Consider the following 19,837-nt stretch of genomic DNA (forward strand, 5'->3'; position numbering starts at 1 on the left):
AGACCTCATGAAAGTGATGGTTCAGACATAGAAGTGAAGCAGGCGGAAGGAGGCCGGAACAATGGCGCAAAAGGTTGACCGTACAAGGCTGACTGAGCTGTCGGCCGGCTTGAAGCGGATGGGCCGGGAGATCAGCGGGAGCAGCACCAATATGCAGCAGGCAGCAGGCCAGACAGCGGCAAGAACCCGCGAACGATATACGGAAGGTTATGTGCAGTCTGCCGCCTATGGTGTGGAGAATCTGCTTAAGCAAATCAAATTGCTGGCGGGAACGCTCTCCGGTGAGCTGGACAAGAAAGCGGATGCGCTCATCTGGGCAGCGGATCAGTATCAGCGTGAGGAGAAGCAGTCTACAATCAAGCTGGAGCGGATATCTGTCAAAAAACAGAGTGCACCCGGTATTTCTCAGAACAAAGGCTCAGCCGCAGCGTCCAAAACGGCAGGGCTGGTATTGCCGGAGGGGATCAAAGCCCTTGCCTCCAAGCTCTCCTATAACCCCGATGTCTACAGTAAAGAGGTGCTGCTGCTGCAAAAGCGTCTGACTGAATTAGGGTATCCGCTTGAAGCAGATGGCTATTTCGGCAAGCAGACTAAGCAGGCTGTTAACGCTTTTAAGAAGACCTATGGACTGGGCAATACGGGCAAGGATGCCGGGATCGTAGGCGAGATGACCTGGCTCTATTTGTTCGGCGTCATTCAGGGCGGGCTGAAATATAGTCCTCATGAGTACTCTGAGCAGGTGCGGATCATGCAAATCCGGCTGCGTGAGCTGGGCTATGAGGTTAAGGTGAACGGCCGTTTCGACGACAAGACGAAGCAGGCGGTGAATGCCTTTAAGGCGGACCATGCCCTGGGCAATAAAGGCGACGTGGCTGGTGTAGTTGGCCCGCACACCTGGAAGAAGCTGTTCAGTGAGCTGAAGCAGGCTGATTCTTCCGCCGGAGCGGGCAGCAACGCGCTCACGGAGACGAAGCTTACAGACCTGGCGATGGACGTGATTTTTGGCAATGAAGGCCATTACGGTACGGTGGTTCCGGACGACGGCGGCGGCTTGAGTGTCGGGAAAATACAGTGGCATGGCGAACGGGCCAGGGATCTGATCCTCCTCACCTTCAAGAAAATGAACATAACGCCATCCCAGGGAGACTACGAAGCCAAGCTCAAGAAGCATCTGCCTGCCAGTCTGGCGAAGGATCTCATCAAATACGCCAAGCAGGATAAATGGTGGTACACCCGGGTGCTGACCGTGAAGGAGAAAGAAGCGCTTGCCGTCTTATTGACGGCCAAGGCAGGGAAGGACGCGCAGGATGAGCAGGCCCAGAGGGATGTTCAGGTCTATCTGGATAGCGGGAGAAAGCTAGGCATCACCGATCCCCAGGCACTGGTCTATTATGCGGATCTTAAGAATCAGTCGCCGCGCGGAGCGAACCGGGTGGTGGAGGCAGTGCGTAAGGCGGGTCTTCCGCTGACGCTCAAGAATATTCATCATGCAGCATTAAAAGATGAGGTCATGGGCAAATATACTACCCGGCGCAACAACACCTATAAAGAAAGCGCAGCGCTTCAGGCTCCCTCCGGGAATCCGCAGCTTCCATCGAAGCCGAAGCCGGAAGCACCGGACGCTAAGGGCGGTGTGAACAGCGGCAATACCGGGAATCCCCCTGGCATTGACAAATTCCTTGCGGCCGCCGAGAAGGAGCTGGCGAAGGGCTTCAAGGAGCATGTCCCCAAAGGCAAAAAAAGCGGTGACAACAATACGCCTTACGGCAAATGGTATGGGCTGAATTATCAGCCCTGGTGTGCGATGTTCGTCTCCTATGTCGCTAATGAAGCCGGAATTCTGGGCAGTGTGGTACCCAAATATGCCAGTGTTGAAGCGGGGAGACAATGGTACATCAAGCAAGGCCGTTACAGCAAACGCTCCTCGGGATATACGCCGAAGGCCGGAGATGTGATCTTTTTTACCCGCAGCGGGCAGAACCATACAGGCATTGTCACAGGCTATGACAGCAAGTCCAAAACGGTATTTACCATAGAAGGCAATACGAAAGACAGGGTGGCCCGGCGTTCCTATAAGCTTACAGATACCTATATCGTGGGATATGGCAAAAATGGCGGGGTTACGGAAGGGCAAACGGACAGCAAGGCGGAATCGGGCAAAGGGTACAGCACCCGCTGAAGAAGCTCATCCGCAGCAACACTTGGAGAGGAGCAACGGCAAAATGAAAAAAATGTTCTGGATCATCAGCCTTAGCGCCGCACTTATGATTACAGGCTGCGCACGGACAGATAAGGCTCCACCCAATGACACGGGTCAGGCTGCCACGCAGAAGCCGGCCATGGAAACCTCTGCTCCCAGTCCTTCAGCAGTCCCGGTCAAGAAGGTCATTACCGATGAGCAGAAGAATGGAGAAGATGGTATGTTTCAACTGGGCATGACCCTGGAAGAAGTACGTCAACAATTAGAGGCTGAAGGCGTGGACGACAGCAATGAGATTGAGAATGCAGGTGATCCCGCCGATTGGAATCAGGGCCACCGTACCATTATTACGGACCGGGCTGATTTCACCTTCGATGAGCATGAGCGGCTCTACATCATTGATGTTATTGATAATTCTCCTACAGCCGCAGGCCTCCGAACGGGAGATTCAGGAGCGGATGCTCTGCGGCTGTATGGGAAAGACTTCCATGCCTATGAGTTGCCTGAACATGGTGGGCGGGTGCTGGAATATACCATGAACGACCATTACTTCACGGTGCTGCTGCAGGAACAGAAGGTTGCCGGCTGGGGTGTCTCATCGTATAAGCAGGGGACGAATAGTCCCGTTACGGAGAGCTATGATCAGGTGAAGCCTGCCGGAGATCATGAAGGCGCTGCACTGAAAGAGAAGCTGTACGGAGAGTTGCAGGCGAATATGCAGAAGCTGGAGCAAAACTCTGATGATCTGATGGCCGCCGTACTGGCCTCCGACCGGATTCGCGGGCTGCAGAGCATCCTGTCCATCGTGCTCAGCGATGCGGAGGTGGAGGAGATGCTGGATCAGCAAGAACAGGTTCAGTCGCTGCTGGACGACTCTGTCATCTATACCGGCTATTCGACACAAGGTGTGCATCTGATGGCGCTTCTGTCGCCAACTACGCCGGGGAATGAGTTATTTAAGGCTGCGATGAACAAGTTGCGCGGCAAGGAGGATGAATATGCCTTCCTGTCCGCGATTACAGATGCTTCGGATGAACGTTCGCTTGAAGTTGGACTCGATCTCTATGCAGAGGATCTGACCGGCTCGCGTCAGGAGATGAAGCTTAGCTCGATTACAGTCTCGGACAGTGGTAGCGGAGCAGAGCAGGTGGTGCCCTTTACAGGCAAAGACCTGGAACCGCTCCTGACCCAATACAGCCGTAAGCAGAGTTCAGACCTTGTACTGCCAAGCGGAGCCTGGCACGCCTTCGGCTTCATGGGCACCCTGATCAACGATCCTGTCATAACGATAGAGTTAGACGGAGAGCCGGTAATTCTGCGGCGCCAGTAGAAGGAGTAAAGATAAGGCTTGTCACAACCCCACTTGAGGAGGATATGAAGATGAAAAAAATAACAATCTGGTTCACAGCCCTATTACTGCTAATCTCGTTAATACCTGTATCAGCACATGCCGCCCAGTCGGTCCGGGTGGTGGTGGACGGCTCCAAAATCAGCTTCCCGGATGCCCAGCCTTTTCTCGACAAGCAGAACCGGGTGCAGGTGCCTGTCCGTTTCGTGAGTGAAGCACTCGGGGCGAAGGTAGGCTGGGCTCCGGCTTCCAAGACCGTAACGGTGGAATTGAACGGCAAGAAGCTGGTGCTGGTCATCGGGAACAGACAATTTACACTGGATGGCGTCAAGAAGACGATGGATACCGCAGCCCTGATGAAGAACGGCAGAACGTTCGTGCCGCTGAAGTTCGTCAGCGCAGGGCTGGGCGTAGGCGTGAACTGGGACCAGAGTGTCAGCACCGCTTATATTTCCACGGATGGCAAGACGCCTGTTATCAGCTCCGCACCCGCTAAGGGCACTCCTAAGACATCTAACGGATTCACTTATTATACGGATACAGGCTCTATGCTTCTGGTTAGTTCTTCTGAAGAGAATCCTCCTAAGAATAAGGCCGTGCTTGTCATTCTGGTTGATTTTGAGATCAAGGGTGCCGATTATGCCATGCAGATGAAGGAAGCGGAAGCGATTATGCGGCAAAAGATCGAGCCGGCTACCGTGGATGCCATGCTGGCTTATGTCGCTCCCAAGAAGACAGTAGAGTATAACCTGCCGTTCAAAACTTTTGAAGATTCCAAATATGAGATCTTCGTGTCTTCTAAGGCATATAATCAACTGTCTTTTACTATATACAGAAAATAGGTGCAGATGAATGAAGAAAGCCCTGGTTGTAGCCATACTTTCGGTCATTGTTGTCGCTGCCGTCTTCCAAATGGATACGTACTCGGCTGCACGCGGGAAGCCGGCAACTCCGGCTGAGGTTCTCAAATACGCTAACGATGATTACAACGACTTATATGGAGTGGAGAATTATTTCAGTGAGCATACGGACAAGGGGAACTACCGCAAGGATTTGCTGCAAAAAAGAATCGCTTCCGGGGCAGAACGTTACTATGAGATCGTCTACGGGACCAGTCATGGTGCTCAATTGGACGGAGGAATCTATGAATATTCCGGCTATACCAGGGAAGGAAATTCGGTACCGACAGAGAATGTCCCCTGGTTCGCCGGGTGGAGCGGGACACAGATTCAGAATCTCTCCCTGATCAAGGAAGCCTGGGAGGATAAGGCGGTACAGCGAAAATTCGGCATTACCCCAAATAGGTTTGACCGCTACCAAAACACTAACAACCCCAAGCTCACCGCGTATCTCCCGGACGGGACCTTCGAGCAGGCGATTATCAAAGGCCTCAATATAGAATATGGCGGCAACCATACGTATAAGGACTTCATGTACCGTAATCAAAATAAAGAGCTGCAGAATGAAAAGGTCTATACCAACAACGCCACTCCGTCCAAGGGTGGCAAGTGGATTGACTATGTTCATGTGCTCCAGCCGCCCACGTATTTCTCGTGGGGGTATGGTACCGTCTATATCTCCCATAACAGCGGGAATATTACGTATTTGGACATTCCGATTGCGCCGCTGGCATTGGTCGAACAGGAGTACGACATAAAGACTGAATTCGAACAGCTGCCGCTGCAGGCACAGACGGGTGAAGAGGTGCAAGTACAGATCCGGGTGGGTTCATCTTTTCCAGAAGAGATCAAGACCCCCTTCCGTTGGGAGATTATTCAGGTGAGTACAGGCAAGGCCATCGATAGCTCTTCGGCGAAGCTGACGTTCACCGGTCATGCGCAGAAGGGTAGCGGGGAGCTTGTCATTCCCAAGAACGGGGAGCGCTTGCTGATAGCCAGCTTCAAGATGCCGGACAGTGAGGTGCGCATTAAGTTCAGTGTGAACCCGGAGGGGAAGACCCCCAAGGAGAAGCAGCTGGCTAATAACGTGCTTGATTCGCATCCAATCGCCGTCAAGCTGCTGAAGCCGCAGCCGCTGGGCTATAATGTGCTGACCCGGCAGGTGGAATTCCCGATCTACGGCGGTACACCGTTAGTTGCCCAGTTGTACTTACCCCGAGGAAAGTGGATCAACAATGCAACAGGACAACTGTATGTGACCAATGCGACGCCGGATGTTTTCCGGCAATATAAGGTGTCGGGCAATCCTGTGGTGGATGATCCGGGGAGCCGCATTTCGCGCCAGCCCATCGTCAGCGCTACTATTGACCGCAAGGATTTCGGCGATGACCCTGAGCATGGCAAATGGCTGAATCCGGCTAATCCATACTCCCCTGCCGTGAAAGAAGGCCGTGTGGAATTCCAGGGCGGAGTCCAAAGAACCTATGAGTATGACGTGACGAGCTGCAGCAATGGCACCTGCACCACTCGGACAGAGACCGGGACGGCAACCGCCAGCTTCCCGCAGGGAGCGGACCGGAAGCTCTATGAAATGTATTTCTATCATGGACGCAAGGAAGTGCCGGAGCCTGTGGTAGAGAGTAATATCGAGCAGAACACCGGGGCTTCTTTATCCAAAAAGCTGCTGTGGAGAACCGAACCGTATCCGGTGGATGTCATCCGCTGGATGTACCATTTAGATAAGAATAATCAGGCCTACCAAGCTGTAGCCGTAAATGGGCAATACAAGCGTACGTTCACGCAGCAAGGGAGTGGTGAAATCGTCTGGAGTGCAGACCGTCCGCAGCGCCAAGAATACCAGACTTCACGGACTGCGGCCAAAGACGGACAAGCGGGTAAAGCAGGCTATGACAAAGCCGTGTTCGCTACGGATCGGGAATTGCAGCGCTTCAGCTATCCGGTGAAGTCGGGCTACTATTTTAACCCGGCAGGGTCCTATTCCTTCAAGGTAAAAACCGTGGTGTACAAGCCGGTCAAGGACGATACCGAAGATCATAAAGAGCTGGTACAGCGGGTCATTGATTCCTTCCGTTACGAGAATGACCTGATCTACATCAACAACAAAAAGATCGCCGTAAACCTGAGCAATGAGCCGCTGGCCAAACAGGGCGGAGGGTTTGCCCGTAAAACCGGCATACTGACAGCCGCCAGTCCAAAGGGTGTGAATGGCGAAGTGCTGCTGGCCGTAATGGACCGCAGTACAGATGGCAGCCGCTACAGCAAAAAGGTAGTGGAGCTGGAGCATTCACAGGACGTCACGGGCGATACCCATGAATACTGGAAAAAGGTGATGGAAGGCTATAGCCAGTCCTCTACGGCAGGAAGCAATACGGCTTTTGAGTATAAGGAATTCGTAAAAGACGGGCAGAGCATGTATCAGATTACGGAAGAGACCCGCGTTACGGTGGTGATCAACCCGAAGAACAGCTATCTGTATACTCATGCCAATATGGCAGACGGTGAGTATCCGATTAAAGTGTCGGTTGGGAATGTGGAGCTTGGTAAAAGCAAGCTGGCTTATCGCACTCTAGGCTCTATTCAAGGCATTACGGCACTGGACGGCATGACCATAACAGTGAAAGGCTCCATGTTCGACGACTTGAATAACTAGGGCGGCGGAATTGTACTCTGGAGGTGAAGCATGCAGCAGCAGGTAGAGATCAAGCGAATACTGGAGCTGGAGCAGGGACTGAAGCGCTTGAACCGTGTGCTGGAGGAGCAGGTCACCGGTATGGACAGAAGCGCTGGCGGTTTGGTCCGTTCGGTGCAGGCTGCTTATCCGGAAAGTTATGTGCAGTCTCCCTCCCGCGAGGCGGTCCGGTTGCTGCAGGAGCTGGGGCGGGAGGCGCAGTCGCTTAGTGACCGGATAGAGCGCAAGCAATCGGCGTTACGCTGGGCGGCCGGGCAATATCAAGCTGCTGAAACGAAGGCGCAGAGTCTGGTTCATGCGACACCGGCCTTCACCTGGAAGCAGGCAGGCAGCATGTTCAGCCGGTGGCTGCAAGGTATACGGGATCAGGCAGCACGCGGCATTCAGGATCTCTTTCGTCATCCACCCACGCTTAGCCGCATGATTCAGGAGCTTCTGCGGAACGTCAGGGATGCGTCGGTGGACAGACAATTGCAGCCTTTTTCCACAGATGCAGTCATCTCTGAGCTGTTCCGGCAGAGAGAGTCCGGCAGTCCCGCCGAACAGCAGCAGGCGCGGGAACAATTGTCCAAGATTGCGGAGGCGTTGCGGGAAATCGGACGGAGCCAAGCGGCGTACTCTGTATATGAGAAGTATGGAAACAAAGCCTATATGAAGTCCGCGAACGAACATGCAGAGCGCCAGCGGGAACTGCTGCAGAAACTGGGGGTGGACCCGGAATTTTATGTGAAGACTGATCTGAGGACACAATACAAGGGCTCCCCCTTATCCGCCTGCACCTATAATCCGCTGCGGACGGACGGGTCGGCGGTGCCCGCCAGTGATGAACTGCGGTTCGCCATCACCTTGGGATTGGTGAATGAGCAATACCGCGCGTGGGCGAAGAGTAATTATAAGGACATCGAAGCAGCGGTAGTTAGAGCGGAACAGATTCGCGAGCTGGAATATCAGGTGGAAGAGTATAAGCGGCTCCATGGGCCGCCGATGACGTTGCCGGACGGCACGCCGATCACAGCGGAGAACAAAGAGAATGAGACGACCTATGCCTATTTCAAGGACAAGGTCTATGATCCCAGTAAACATACCGGAGCCGTATACACCGCTTATTATGACTGGGCTGAAGAGACCTACGGCATGACCAAATGGCGAAAAATAGTGGTGCAGGCCGATCAGGTGACCCAAGCCTTCGTAGGCGGCCTGATCAAATCTACAATCATGGGCGTGGTAGACACCGCCAAGTTCGCTTTTGACTTCGTCATCGACCCGGAGAAGACGACTCAGGAAACGATCGACAAGGTGAACTACCTCGTCAATCACCCCGAAGTTCTGGTGGATGCCGCCAAAGCCATGTATCATGATTTCAATGAAGGCACCCCGGAGCAAAAAGCAGAAATGCTCGGCAACGCCGCGTCCATCCTCGTCCCGGGCGTACCTATCGCCAAGAGCGGCATGGTCGGCAAGGTGGCCGACGCGGTGATGGACCCGCTGACCGATGCGGTGAAGAAAGTACCGGACGTTTTGAAAAATTGGGATTTTCCAGGGATGAATCCGTACCCGAACCGGTTAATCCCGGCAACGCCGGGCGGCCCGGGTCCGGTCGAGGTGCCGGGGCAGGTGTGGCGGAGTGAAGGGATGGGGGAAGTTCGCCAAATTTCTTCAGGAGGACTGAGGAATGAATTAGAATTAACCAATACACAAAAAAGTGAACTGGTTGATTATGCGAAGAGCTTAGGTCTTCCTGAAGAAAATATTGTATTTAGAGATGGCTGGAATACGGGGATGATGTATGACAGGCTTTATATAAATACTGACGTATTACCTGCTAAATCTCCCGGATTAGGGACTTTGAGTGCGAATAGTCGTGTCTCAGGAAAAGCGACCATTGCTCATGAAATTGTTGGACATTACGAGGCGTTCGCAAATGGAAAAGCTTTTAATCTTTATGATGTTGATCCTGTAACATATGTAAGAAACTTTGCTTTAGATGAAGCTCAGGCTAGTATTAGGGCGGCTAGATTTGCTCCTGATTTAACATCAACTGAGAGAATGACACTACTTAGGGATGCAATTACAAGATTGAATAATGCTGGGCTTCGTATTCGAGACGTCAAGGATGAATTATTCATTCAAAGCAGATGATAAGGGAGGTATCCAATGGAAAAGGTAATGGATGTAGAAGATGTGTTTGAATCCAAAGAATATGGAACTATTATAGTTGGACTTAGTCCTGTTTTGTCTTCAGTAAATAAGATTGGAGACACTATTGTTGTTCGGACACCTGAACATAAGGAGTTAGGATTAAAAGTTGTTTCAGTTCAAGTATCTAATTCACCCACTGATAAAAAAATGGTAGGTATATGTCTTGGAAACTCAATAAAACCCATAGATATACCATTAGGGTCAGTTGTATATACTATTTCCTAGTCTTCAATAAATTTTTTTGTGAGTTGGAACTTGATTTTAAGGTCAGTGGTGTTAGGTTTAAGGTTTAAACCTTATAGGCTCCATGTTCGACGACTTGAATAACTAGGGCGGCGGATTTGTACTCTGGAGGTGAAGCATGCAGCAGCAGGTGGAGATCAAGCGGATGCTGGAGCTGGAGCAGGGATTGAAGCGCTTGAACCGCATACTGGAGGAGCAGGTTACCGGTATGGACAGAAGCGCCAGTGGTTTGGTCCGTTCGGTGCAGGCTGCTTATCCGGAAAGTTATGTACAGTCTCCCTCCCGCGAGGCAGTCCGGTTGCTGCAGGAACTGGGACGGGAGGCGCAGTCGCTTAGTGACCGGATAGAGCGCAAGCAATCGGCCTTGCGCTGGGCGGCCGGGCAGTATCAATCGGCGGAGACGAAGGCGCAGAGTTTGCTAAAGACTACACCGGCCTTCACTTGGAAGCAGGCAGGCAGCATGTTCAGCCGGTGGCTGCAAGGTATACGGGATCAGGCAGCACGCGGCGTTCAGGATCTCCTTCGCCATCCGCCGACACTTAGCGGCATGATTCAGGAGCTTCTGCGGAACGTTAGGGACGCTTCGGTGGACAGACAATTGCAGTCTTTTGCCGCAGATGCAGTCATCGCTGAGTTGTTCCGGCAGAGAGATTCCGGCAGTCCCACCGAACAGCAGCAGGCGCGGGAACAGTTGTCTAAGGTTGCGGAGGCGTTGCGGGAAATCGGACGGAGCCAAGCAGCCTACTCTGTATATGAGAAGTATGGGAACAAGGCCTATATGAAGTCCGCAAACGAACATGCAGAGCGCCAACGGGAGCTGCTGCAGAAGCTGGGGGTGGACCCGGGATTTTATGTGAAGACCGATCTGCGGACGCAATACAAGGGTTCTCCCTTATCAGCCTGCACCTATAATCCGTTGCGGACGGACGGGTCGGCGGTACCCGCCAGTGATGAACTTCGGTTCGCCATCACCCTGGGACTGGTGAATGAGAAATACCGCGAATGGGCGAAGAGTAATTATAGAGACATTGAAGCAGCGGTGGTAAGAGCGGAACAGATTCGTGAGCTGGAGCGTCAGGTGGCAGAGTATAAGCGGCTCCATGGACCACCGATGACTCTGCCGGACGGTACGCCGATCACAGCGGAGAACAAAGAGAATGAGACGACCTTTGCCTATTTCAAGGACAAGGTCTATGATCCCAGTAAACATACCGGAGCCGTATACACCGCTTATTATGGCTGGGCCGAAGAGACCTATGGTATGACCAAATGGCGCAAAATAGTGGTGCAGGCCGATGAAGTCACCCGGGCTTTCGTAGGCGGTCTGATTGAATCTACAGTAATGGGCGTGGCGGATACCGCCAAGTTCGCTTTTGACTTCGTCATCGACCCGGAGAAGACGACCCAGGAAACGATGGACAAGGTGAATTATCTCGTCAATCACCCTGAAGTTCTGGTGGATGCAGCCAAAGCCATGTATCATAACTTCAATGAAGGCACCCCGGAGCAAAAAGCCGAAATGCTCGGCAACGCCGCTTCGATCCTCGTCCCGGGCGTATCTATCACCAAGAGCGGCGTAGTCGGCAAGATGGCCGACGCGGTAATGGACCCCCTGACCGATGCGGTGAAGAAAGTACCAGATGTTTTGAAAAATTGGGATTTTCCAGGGATGAACCCTTACCCGAACCGGTTAATCCCGGCAACGCCGGGTGGTCCGGGCCCGGTTGAAGTGCCGGGGCAGGTGTGGCGGAGTGAGGGGCGGGGGAATGTACTTGATTCTGTTCCATCTGTTAAAAATGGTGAGTTCAATGATTGGTTTAATTCTCTGACCCCTGATGAATTTAATAAAGTGTGGGCAGAGCCTAAACTAAGAGATACCATAAAAGATCGACTCAGACATCCAGGAGGATTACATGAGTGGCATTTGGTATCAAGAGCAGACGTATTCAAAAGATGGGGAGTAACAAGCGAACAAATTGCAGAAATGAGGACGCTCATAAGCGAGACCAAATTTGTGAATCCCACTGGTAAGCATGGTGGGAAAGGCTCAACAAAAGCACATAATGAATTGCTGGAAATTATTGATTCGTCTATTGATTATGATATGTTTAGAAGAAGGCTGCAAAACTGGGCTAATTATAGATTTGAGGGTGGGGTAGATGCTCTACCTGATGGATTAAAACCTTAGGGAGGCTTAACATGGAACAGGAAGGATTCGTGTCTTTATGGGTTGGCAATGTTCAATCTTTAGAGGAATTGGACAGATTACTTACAGTCTCGTATTCCGATGAAGGAGATTTTATTCCATCCATATTTGCTAATTACTTTGAGATTCGCAGATATGATGATGCTGTAAGAGAAGCAGAATATTATGAAGAGGCAAGTAATAACCTGAATCTATTACTTGAAGGATTCTCGTATGATGATGAAATTGCTCCGAAATTCATTACACTAGTGCAGGAAGAATTACCAGAAGAAATTAATGCAGTTATTTTACTTTATAACTTTAAGTATACTGGGGAGATAGCTGATGCTACAATTTCATCCAATTACCTCAGGTACTTAGGTTCGGTGGAATACCAATAAATGGGCTATCCAGTGTCGATAGTTTTAAGTGTAACAACCATAGTTATGCCATTGATAGGTTTTTATGTGTCTTGAAGGTAACCGGGTGGATGATGAATTCTACGATATAGGAGTAGTTAGAACTCAGTTAGATGAGAGAATTGTTGCAGACGAAAATTTATTAGGTACTGAGTTATTACCAATAGCTGCTCTATTTGCTGGTGATTTTGTGTGTTTAGACTATAGAAATACTGATAAAACAGAGCCATCTGTTTGCGTTTGGAATCATGAAGAATCTTCAGATTTAGACCCTGTAACTTATTTTACAAGTAACAGCTTTGATGAGGTTCTAAATATGTTAACCGAATAATTAACCTAATATTTAACAAATTACAAAATGAATTATGTAATCCATTCCACTGAACAGGTTGATTATGGTAAGATACCACCGTAATTAACCTGTTCTTTGTTAATTAGTGTAGCTAATCTGCAAATCGGAGTTACCGATGCTAAGGATTTATGTTTTCGTATCGATTCACTTAAAACAAAGATGCAAAGTGTCAACATTCGAAAAAGCTTAATTTTTTACCCCAACGTGCAATGAAGTGTGATTGTGTATTGGAATCTAACAGGATACACCTATAATGATACGTAGAGATAAGATGATTACGGTTAATGGCAAAAAAATTAATGGGGACGCAGCGGTCTTCTGTTCAGCGATGAAGTTGAGTATTCAGGAGGGGATACAGGTTTATGATGGTTCAAAATCAATTAAAGTTTCCAACGTGCATCACAACGGAGATCTACTGTCTTGATATTGTGTTAACCATGATGAATATTGCAAATATAACTGAAGAAGAAGCTTTTCAAAGAGTTAACTTCCACTGGGAAGGAATGGATTTGAATTCTGAAGATCACATTTTATTTCATGAAGGTCTAGAGTTTTGGGCCAAAACAATTTATTATGAACAAAGTAATTGGTGGAACTATAAACCAGAAGAGCTTACTCCTAAGGAAATAAAATAGTTGGTGTAAAGAAGCAGCACAGAATGGATGATCTGGGAGCTGTTTTTTAATTTAATGAGGGAAACAATAAATTTATAAATAGGGGGAGAACCATATTTCGATATCAGCTTCAATAAGCATACATTTGAGTGAACGTTCTTGTACCACCCTGTCTCTTGACGATCTGTTTCAGAAATTCGCAGACGAGGATTGGAATTACATAAACAACAAAGGTGAGGTTACGGTATTGCCATTGGGAGATGGTGGTGAATACAATTGGACTTCCTTTACGCTGAATAGAAGCAGCCTTTTTGAGCTGTTCAAGGAAAAGCAAAAAAGTAATGAGGTTATCGGCATTGAGTTAATGCGGGCAGATTCTGAAATTGGCTGTGAGCTGCTTATCTTTAACACGAAGCAATTCATGTTTAGTCTATCGATAGCAAGAAAGAAAATGATAATGCAAGATGATACCGACATCACTGATTTTAGCTGGTATCTGGACAGGATATTACCTGTCTTCAGAGGGTTGCAGGTAGAACAGATAAGCTGTGAGCAATTGCTTTAAGATTTTTTGAAAGAAATATAGAGAGGACAGAGTAATGAACAGTTTAACGCATATAACCTAGGTGAAGAGGAATATGCTAAGGGGAATTACAAAACGGCTCTATCCTACCTCTATCCTACTTTGAAGAAATGTGCTCGAACGCAGGCGCATGGCCAAATGTATACGGAAAACAATACAATGTGCTGGTGTGAAGGTAATCCTATTCAACCGCAACTGAGTCAATCTCAGTGCGGTTTATTTTATTTTTAGATATTTTTTTCGAGAATCCAGGACTTTTTTCGTTTTTCGAGTGTATTAACCCAATTTCGGGGCGTTTGACGCAGCTTTTGTCGAGATTTGTTAAGAGTTTGTTTAGAGCCGCCTGATAGAATGAACGCAGATATGAAAAAATAGGTAGTTTTTGAGCAGTATTTTTTGTCCACGGGAGGGCAGGGCGAAAGGAGAATGCGGAAGCCTAGGGAGTGAATCCAGACTACAACGAAGCTTGCTGCACGCCGGACATGATGAACGAATAAGGGGGAGCATCAATTGTTAATGAGCAGGAGATTGAAGAGATATACCTCGCTAAGCTTGATTCTTAGCATGTTGTTATCGTTAATACCCAGTTCCTTTAGCGGACTGGCAGAGGCTGCGGGTGATGATTATGAGGTCACATTCAAAAGTGGAGCCCATGTAGGGAATCTGTCCTACCCCGCAGATAATACATTTATTAACTTTTACAATGATATGGTGGAAGGCTTCAAGCAAACAGAGAAAGACAAAGATGCCAAATACGACTGGGCCAAGGGCGATATCTTTGCCGGTGTCGATGATAATGAAGCAACGGTTCAATTCGAGGTGAAGGTAGCCGACAACCCGATTCTAAAGAATATGGCGGAGAGCGGACATGCCGAGATGCTTACAGGGTTCTCAGTATTGCGCCGTCACTCCGGATTCTTATGGACCCGTCATTCATCCATTACAGTAAACATTGACGGAAAAAATATTATTAATGAACGAACCGGCAGCAGCCAGCGGTATAACAAGTCGGCCAAGGCCATCATCAAACCGAATTCGGTGATTACCGTTAGGGTCTGGGGCGAAGGTGATGACGACGGTGAAGCAGCCGGTGTACGCGGATTCTACCTCAAGTTCCAGGATCTCAAGCGTCCGGTCATCGATAACTATACCTTCACCGGCAATGGTGCAGAACGTCTGAACGAGAACATTAATCAGAAAGAGCTGTATGTCAAAAGAGACGAGAACATCACGCTCAGCTATAACTTCAGCGAGCCGGTCAGACCGAGCACGGTGGTGGAGGCAAATTCTGATTATTTCCTGCGGCACAAGCTGTTCATTAATGATCCGGACACCGGACTCCCGGCGGCCGGACAGCAGCAGTATCTGCAGAATATAAGCTTTACCAATACCAAGGTGAGTTTAGATTCCTACCAGAAAAAAATTGCTTATAGATACACGGGAGTTCCTTTCCATAACAGCAGCAACCTTCCGCTGAGACCGTTAATCACCGGAGGAACCACCGGCGGTGCGCAGATGGATCTGTCGCTGGAGAATAAATTGAAAGAAGCCGTGCTTAGTGATGCGGCAGGGAATAAAGCAGTTTTCAATCTAAACACCGTGCCGAGCAGCGGCAGCAATTCCTGGGTGGAGCGCAAGGCCGGGAACCCGTTTGACTTCGACCGCGGCGGATACCGCGTCATCGTCGATGCCGTACGTCCGAAGTATTCTAAGACCAAGAACGGCATTCAGCCGGAGATTCTGACCGGGGTTACGCTCAATAAGGGAGATGTCATTGACTTTACCCTGCAGATGACGGAAGAGGCGATTGCCAAAACCGGCTGGGATGAGAAGAAAACCTTCATCCTCTTCAATAACGGAATGAAAGCCTATTATGTTGCAGGCCGGAATACACCGAATTGGAGCTTCCGCATGACCGTTCCTGACGGCAAAACGGTGGAAACCCCGCTCCTCAAGGCTGTAGCTATATCTAATGATGCTAAGGGCGGCAGCGAGCCGATTCAGATGGATACCGATGTCATTCAGGATTACGCAGGCAATCTGATGATTCAGCCCGCGAATTTCGATGGAATCCATGAAGAGAAAATTAATCCTTACGGTAGTGACTTCTCACTCGCCAATTCCAAAATTGACTGGGCCAACCTGTTCATTGACAACACAGAGCCGGTGATCGGTTACCGGTTCGAGACAGGCGGCGCAACGGATACAACCTATGCTAAAAAAGGCAAGGTTACGATTGACGCCAACGATCCTTCTATTAAAGTGCCGCATCTTGATCCTACCGTTCCTGACCGTGGTACGGAGCGGCCGAGCCGCGGAATCTACCGTCCTTCCAATATGAGTGCGGAAGCCTCTCCTTCGGTAGGGCTGGTGTACTACTGGTGGAGCCAGGACAAGGCTGATCCGTTCGCAGGTGTAGCCGGGGATCATTATGCAGCGCTCAAGCGTTATGCACTCTCGGCCAAGCAGCCGTCGGATGAGCTGTATCCGGGAGAATTTGAGAATATTGAGCTGTCAGTAGTGAACAACAAAACGAACCTGCTCGCACCTCCGGCGGAAGCCTTCGAGGAAGGGAACAGCGGGGAGTGGTACCTGCATACCTGGACTGCCGATATGTCCTGGGATTCTGCCAGAGAGCTGATGCAGTATGAGAAGAAAAAAGCTTACGTGGCAACCCATCAGGCACAGTATGATGCTTGGTACGCTGAGGCACCAGGCGAAAAGGCGGATAAGACCTTCTATGCCGACAATCAGGCAATGGCCGCAGTAGGACAATACGGTGATCTGAGTGTCTGGCCGCTTAAAGATTTCAAGAATGACGACTCCAACTGGACGCATGAAGTAGGCGTGCTGAAGCTGGATAACAAGGGACCTGCCATTACATTGGCCGGCGAGGATACCGCTACGGTACAGGCTCTGGTGAATGACCCGCATAGCGGAGTCAGCAGTGTACAGTACCAATGGGTAAAAGACGGGGATTCTCCGGCATCCGGCAAGTGGGCAGATACGCCATACACTGGTTCGACTGTTACCCGGTCTACCTATGAGGATATTGATGAGGACGGCTCATACTGGCTCTATCTGAAGGCGCTGGATCATGCGGGCAATGAGACGATCAAGACACCGCAGGAAAGAGCGGTGGTTGTGAGTTCTGAGGCGGCGATTCCGACACAGTTCATACCGGAAGCCAATCCTAACTATGTGAAGAGTCATGAGGTTACATTCCAGATCAGCGGTGTGCATCCGGATTATGTGGGCTATGCCATCAGCGACAGCTCGCTTCGTCCAGGGGATAGTGATTTCACCGGGCTGGAGGTTTCTGAGTCATCCGGGCTATCTCCACTGTCTGATAAGAGCCTGATTGAAGACGGAGCGGAACCGGAAGCTTCTAGCGCTCCTACGGAACCGGCTCCTCCGGCTGAGCCGGAAGTTACAGCAAGCATCGGGCCGGTGGCGATTATGAAGTTCTTGTCCTCCGGGCCGGCAGCGCCTTCGCTGACGCCGCTTGAATTGGAAGAGACTCCGGCACCGGATCACAGTGCTGAGCCGGTAACGACTCCTGCCGCTTCGGCAGAAGCAACTGAACCGGCAGCAACACCTGCTGCTTCGCCGGAAGCCAGCCCCGATGCCAAGCTGGCAGCCAAGGGCCTTGGCGCTTCAGTGAGTGAAGCGACTTACAGCTATGTTATTCCTGCTAAAACAGAATTGAACGGAACGCAATACATTCATCTGATGGTGAAGCATAGCGACAAAACGTACTATTACTCGAAGGCTTATTATTTTGACAATGAAGCACCGGCAGTGTATTTCAGCCCTGATAGTGTTGCTTACCCGCTGCCGCTGCAGAAGACGAAAATTAGCGTGTCAGAGTTCTACAGCAAAACAGGACTGGTCAGCAAGTATCAATGGGTCAGACAAGAACCAGGTGCAGACGTACCTACAGAGTCTTCTACCAAATGGGAGATTGTCCCGGATGGCGGCTCAGTCTCCATCGATGACAACTCGCTGAAGTCGGGAGAAATCTCTGAGTTCAAGTTATATGTGCTCGCGGTTGACGGAGCGGGCAACAGCACAATCAAGGCAAGTGCAGGAACCTTCAAGGTCTCGGCAACGACCAAGCCGGATGCGCCAGTGTCGGATGCCAAGTCTTCTCTGATCTATCTGTCCGGTGATACAGCGGACGGCTACACAGCCATCATGAAGCTGAGTCTCGAAACAGAGGACAAGACCGGTTATGAATATTCGGTCTCACCGGATAACGGGGTGAGCTGGCTGAACTGGAAGCCATACACGAACTTCGTAGCCGTGAAGGTTCCGACGAGTAAGCCTGAGGAGCTTCAGGTATGGGTCAAGTACAGAACGCCGGGCGGTCTGATCAGTAAGCCGGCCAAGCTTGAAATCGAGCTCCCGCTTACTACCGTACAGCCGGTCTATGCCCTTGCTTCACTCAGCGTGAACAGCCCGGTCAACGCCAAGGTTGGTGCGGACATTGAGATTACGCTCCCGCCGGGTATCCGCGTCATGCCATCGAAGATTAACCCTTCGGAGCCTGTGCGGACCGGCAATTCATTCAAGATCTACGAGAATGGCTACTACAGCTTCGATCTGACCGATCTCAGTGATCCGGACCGGACAGACACTCTGTACCTGGTCGTGAAGAATATTGACGGTACTAAGCCTGAAGGAACCATTGAATATTCTTACATGGAGAGCACGAACGGTAATGTGATTGCCTATCTCCAGAGCACCTCTGAGCCGGTCACAGTGGTGAACAATGGCGGCAAGACGGCCTACACCTTCACAGAGAATGGTACGTTCGAGTTTGAAATTAAGGATGCAGCCGGAAATGTCAATACGGTTGAAGCCAAGGTTGCGAACATTAGCAAGGAAGTGCCTCGGGTAAAAGTAGTCCGTTCTTACCAATATGGCGAGAATGGAAGCCAGACCTTCGGCACCCTGAAGGATAACAGCGGCAATGTGCTGTTCTCCACCGGCGTTACGCTTACGGTAGAGAAGGCGGATGCTGCTGCTAAAGCGTTCAACATTATCAGTGCCAATAAGAGCATTACACTCATGGAGAATGGAACGGCTTCATTCACTGTGACGGATGTGTACGGCAATACAACAGTTATTAAAGAAAAAGTAACCAATGTTCTCTCTGCTCCGCCAGTACCGGACAAAGTGACTTATACCTTTGTAGATGCCGAAGGCAAAGCGGTTCCGGCCGATCAGATGGTTACCATCGGCGGACAGAAATATGCCAAGGGCAAAGTGAAGGTTACGCTTAGCGGCACAGTTGCTGCCCCTAATCAAATGTTCTCAGGCGTAAGACCTATTTCAGATGGAGCTGCCTATACGAACCAGATCAGCAAAGCGGATGGAACATACAGCTACTCGCGTGCTTTTGAGAGCGGCGGATCAGCGGTTATTGCGATCTCGGATCTCCTGGGCAATGTGAACAAGGTTCCGGTGAGCATTGCCGGGCTTGATAACACAGCACCTGAACTGACACTGAATAAGGAAACAGTAGGGATTGTCAAGAACAAGAAAGACTTTAACTTCCGCACCGATCTCGGGGGCTTCACCGTTTCCGATAATGTATCGGCCGCAGCGGATGTGAAGGTATCGGTCAGCGGACTGGATCTGAGCAAGCTTGGACGCCAGCGCGCCACGTATACAGCGGTTGACCAGGTAGGCAATAAGACGGTGGTCTATCAGGATGTGGTGGTCGTGAAGGACGGCGGATTGCTCGTCTTCGGTAACGATACCTTAATCTCGGCTTCCTCCGGCGAGTCCGCATTGTTCAATACCAATACCATTACCTTCAAGGTATCCGGCTTCAACCTGATGAAGGTAGGCGGAGTAGACAAGGTCAATCAGGCAGGAACGTTCGATATTCTCTATTACCCTGGTCTGTATCGCGAAGGACAGCTGAAGCTGGTGAAGCAGAAGCTGACCTATGCTGAGCTGGTGAGCAGTAATTTCAAGGTCACCTTCCCGAAAACAGGCTGGTACACCATTGTGGTGAGAACCCAGGAGCGTGACCGCGAATTTGCTACCTTCTTTGTCGGCAATCTGAAATAGT

12 protein-coding genes are annotated in these 19,837 nt (G+C 50.2%); all 12 read left to right on the forward strand.

Features of this window, described 5'->3' with window-relative positions; genetic code table 11:
* The first annotated feature begins 61 nt into the window (after positions 1–61).
* A complete protein-coding gene (locus tag K1558_RS28420) occupies positions 62–2,179 on the forward strand; it encodes an NlpC/P60 family protein (protein ID WP_238655351.1) in 2,118 nt (705 codons plus the stop codon).
* A gap of 43 nt (positions 2,180–2,222) precedes the next feature.
* Positions 2,223–3,530: a hypothetical protein gene (locus tag K1558_RS28425; RefSeq protein ID WP_238655352.1), complete on the forward strand. Its 1,308-nt coding sequence runs from the start codon at positions 2,223–2,225 to the stop codon at positions 3,528–3,530.
* Between the two features lie 50 nt (positions 3,531–3,580).
* Positions 3,581–4,390 carry a copper amine oxidase N-terminal domain-containing protein gene (locus K1558_RS28430; protein WP_238655353.1) on the forward strand — a complete coding sequence of 270 codons (810 nt, stop codon included), beginning with the start codon at positions 3,581–3,583 and terminating at the stop codon, positions 4,388–4,390.
* Positions 4,391–4,400: 10 nt separating this feature from the next.
* Positions 4,401–7,118: a hypothetical protein gene (locus K1558_RS28435; RefSeq protein ID WP_238655354.1), complete on the forward strand. Its 2,718-nt coding sequence runs from the start codon at positions 4,401–4,403 to the stop codon at positions 7,116–7,118.
* 30 nt (positions 7,119–7,148) lie between these two features.
* Positions 7,149–9,296, forward strand: coding sequence for a hypothetical protein (locus K1558_RS28440; RefSeq protein WP_238655355.1), 2,148 nt, complete (start codon positions 7,149–7,151; stop codon positions 9,294–9,296).
* 15 nt (positions 9,297–9,311) lie between these two features.
* On the forward strand, positions 9,312–9,581 hold the full coding sequence (locus tag K1558_RS28445; protein ID WP_238655356.1) for a hypothetical protein: 270 nt from the start codon (positions 9,312–9,314) through the stop codon (positions 9,579–9,581).
* Positions 9,582–9,717: 136 nt separating this feature from the next.
* Positions 9,718–11,787, forward strand: coding sequence for a hypothetical protein (locus K1558_RS28450; RefSeq protein ID WP_238655357.1), 2,070 nt, complete (start codon positions 9,718–9,720; stop codon positions 11,785–11,787).
* An 11-nt stretch (positions 11,788–11,798) separates the two neighbouring features.
* Positions 11,799–12,185, forward strand: coding sequence for an immunity 22 family protein (locus tag K1558_RS28455; RefSeq protein ID WP_238655358.1), 387 nt, complete (start codon positions 11,799–11,801; stop codon positions 12,183–12,185).
* Positions 12,186–12,270: 85 nt separating this feature from the next.
* Complete coding sequence (locus K1558_RS28460) at positions 12,271–12,534, forward strand: SMI1/KNR4 family protein (RefSeq protein WP_238655359.1); 264 nt, start codon at positions 12,271–12,273, stop codon at positions 12,532–12,534.
* Positions 12,535–12,917: 383 nt separating this feature from the next.
* Positions 12,918–13,190 carry a hypothetical protein gene (locus K1558_RS28465; RefSeq protein ID WP_238655360.1) on the forward strand — a complete coding sequence of 91 codons (273 nt, stop codon included), beginning with the start codon at positions 12,918–12,920 and terminating at the stop codon, positions 13,188–13,190.
* Positions 13,191–13,314: 124 nt separating this feature from the next.
* Entirely contained in the window at positions 13,315–13,734 is a 420-nt protein-coding gene (locus K1558_RS28470) for a hypothetical protein (RefSeq protein WP_238655361.1), read from the forward strand.
* A gap of 534 nt (positions 13,735–14,268) precedes the next feature.
* Positions 14,269–19,836, forward strand: a complete 5,568-nt coding sequence (locus K1558_RS28475; protein ID WP_238655362.1) for a hypothetical protein — start codon at positions 14,269–14,271, stop codon at positions 19,834–19,836.
* The last annotated feature ends 1 nt before the right edge of the window (position 19,837 follow it).

Origin of the sequence: Paenibacillus piscarius, assembly GCF_022234545.1 — a bacterium.
GTDB lineage: Bacteria > Bacillota > Bacilli > Paenibacillales > Paenibacillaceae > Paenibacillus_AQ > Paenibacillus_AQ piscarius.

Bases quoted from the DNA above. Each gene is read 5' to 3' on its own strand.
- K1558_RS28465 (WP_238655360.1), top strand. From the start codon at position 12,918: ATGATGGTTCAAAATCAATTAAAGTTTCCAACGTGCATCACAACGGAG.
- K1558_RS28420 (WP_238655351.1), top strand. From the start codon at position 62: ATGGCGCAAAAGGTTGACCGTACAAGGCTGACTGAGCTGTCGGCCGGC.
- K1558_RS28455 (WP_238655358.1), top strand. From the start codon at position 11,799: ATGGAACAGGAAGGATTCGTGTCTTTATGGGTTGGCAATGTTCAATCT.
- K1558_RS28435 (WP_238655354.1), top strand. From the start codon at position 4,401: ATGAAGAAAGCCCTGGTTGTAGCCATACTTTCGGTCATTGTTGTCGCT.
- K1558_RS28425 (WP_238655352.1), top strand. From the start codon at position 2,223: ATGAAAAAAATGTTCTGGATCATCAGCCTTAGCGCCGCACTTATGATT.
- K1558_RS28430 (WP_238655353.1), top strand. From the start codon at position 3,581: ATGAAAAAAATAACAATCTGGTTCACAGCCCTATTACTGCTAATCTCG.
- K1558_RS28440 (WP_238655355.1), top strand. From the start codon at position 7,149: ATGCAGCAGCAGGTAGAGATCAAGCGAATACTGGAGCTGGAGCAGGGA.
- K1558_RS28450 (WP_238655357.1), top strand. From the start codon at position 9,718: ATGCAGCAGCAGGTGGAGATCAAGCGGATGCTGGAGCTGGAGCAGGGA.
- K1558_RS28445 (WP_238655356.1), top strand. From the start codon at position 9,312: ATGGAAAAGGTAATGGATGTAGAAGATGTGTTTGAATCCAAAGAATAT.
- K1558_RS28475 (WP_238655362.1), top strand. From the start codon at position 14,269: ATGAGCAGGAGATTGAAGAGATATACCTCGCTAAGCTTGATTCTTAGC.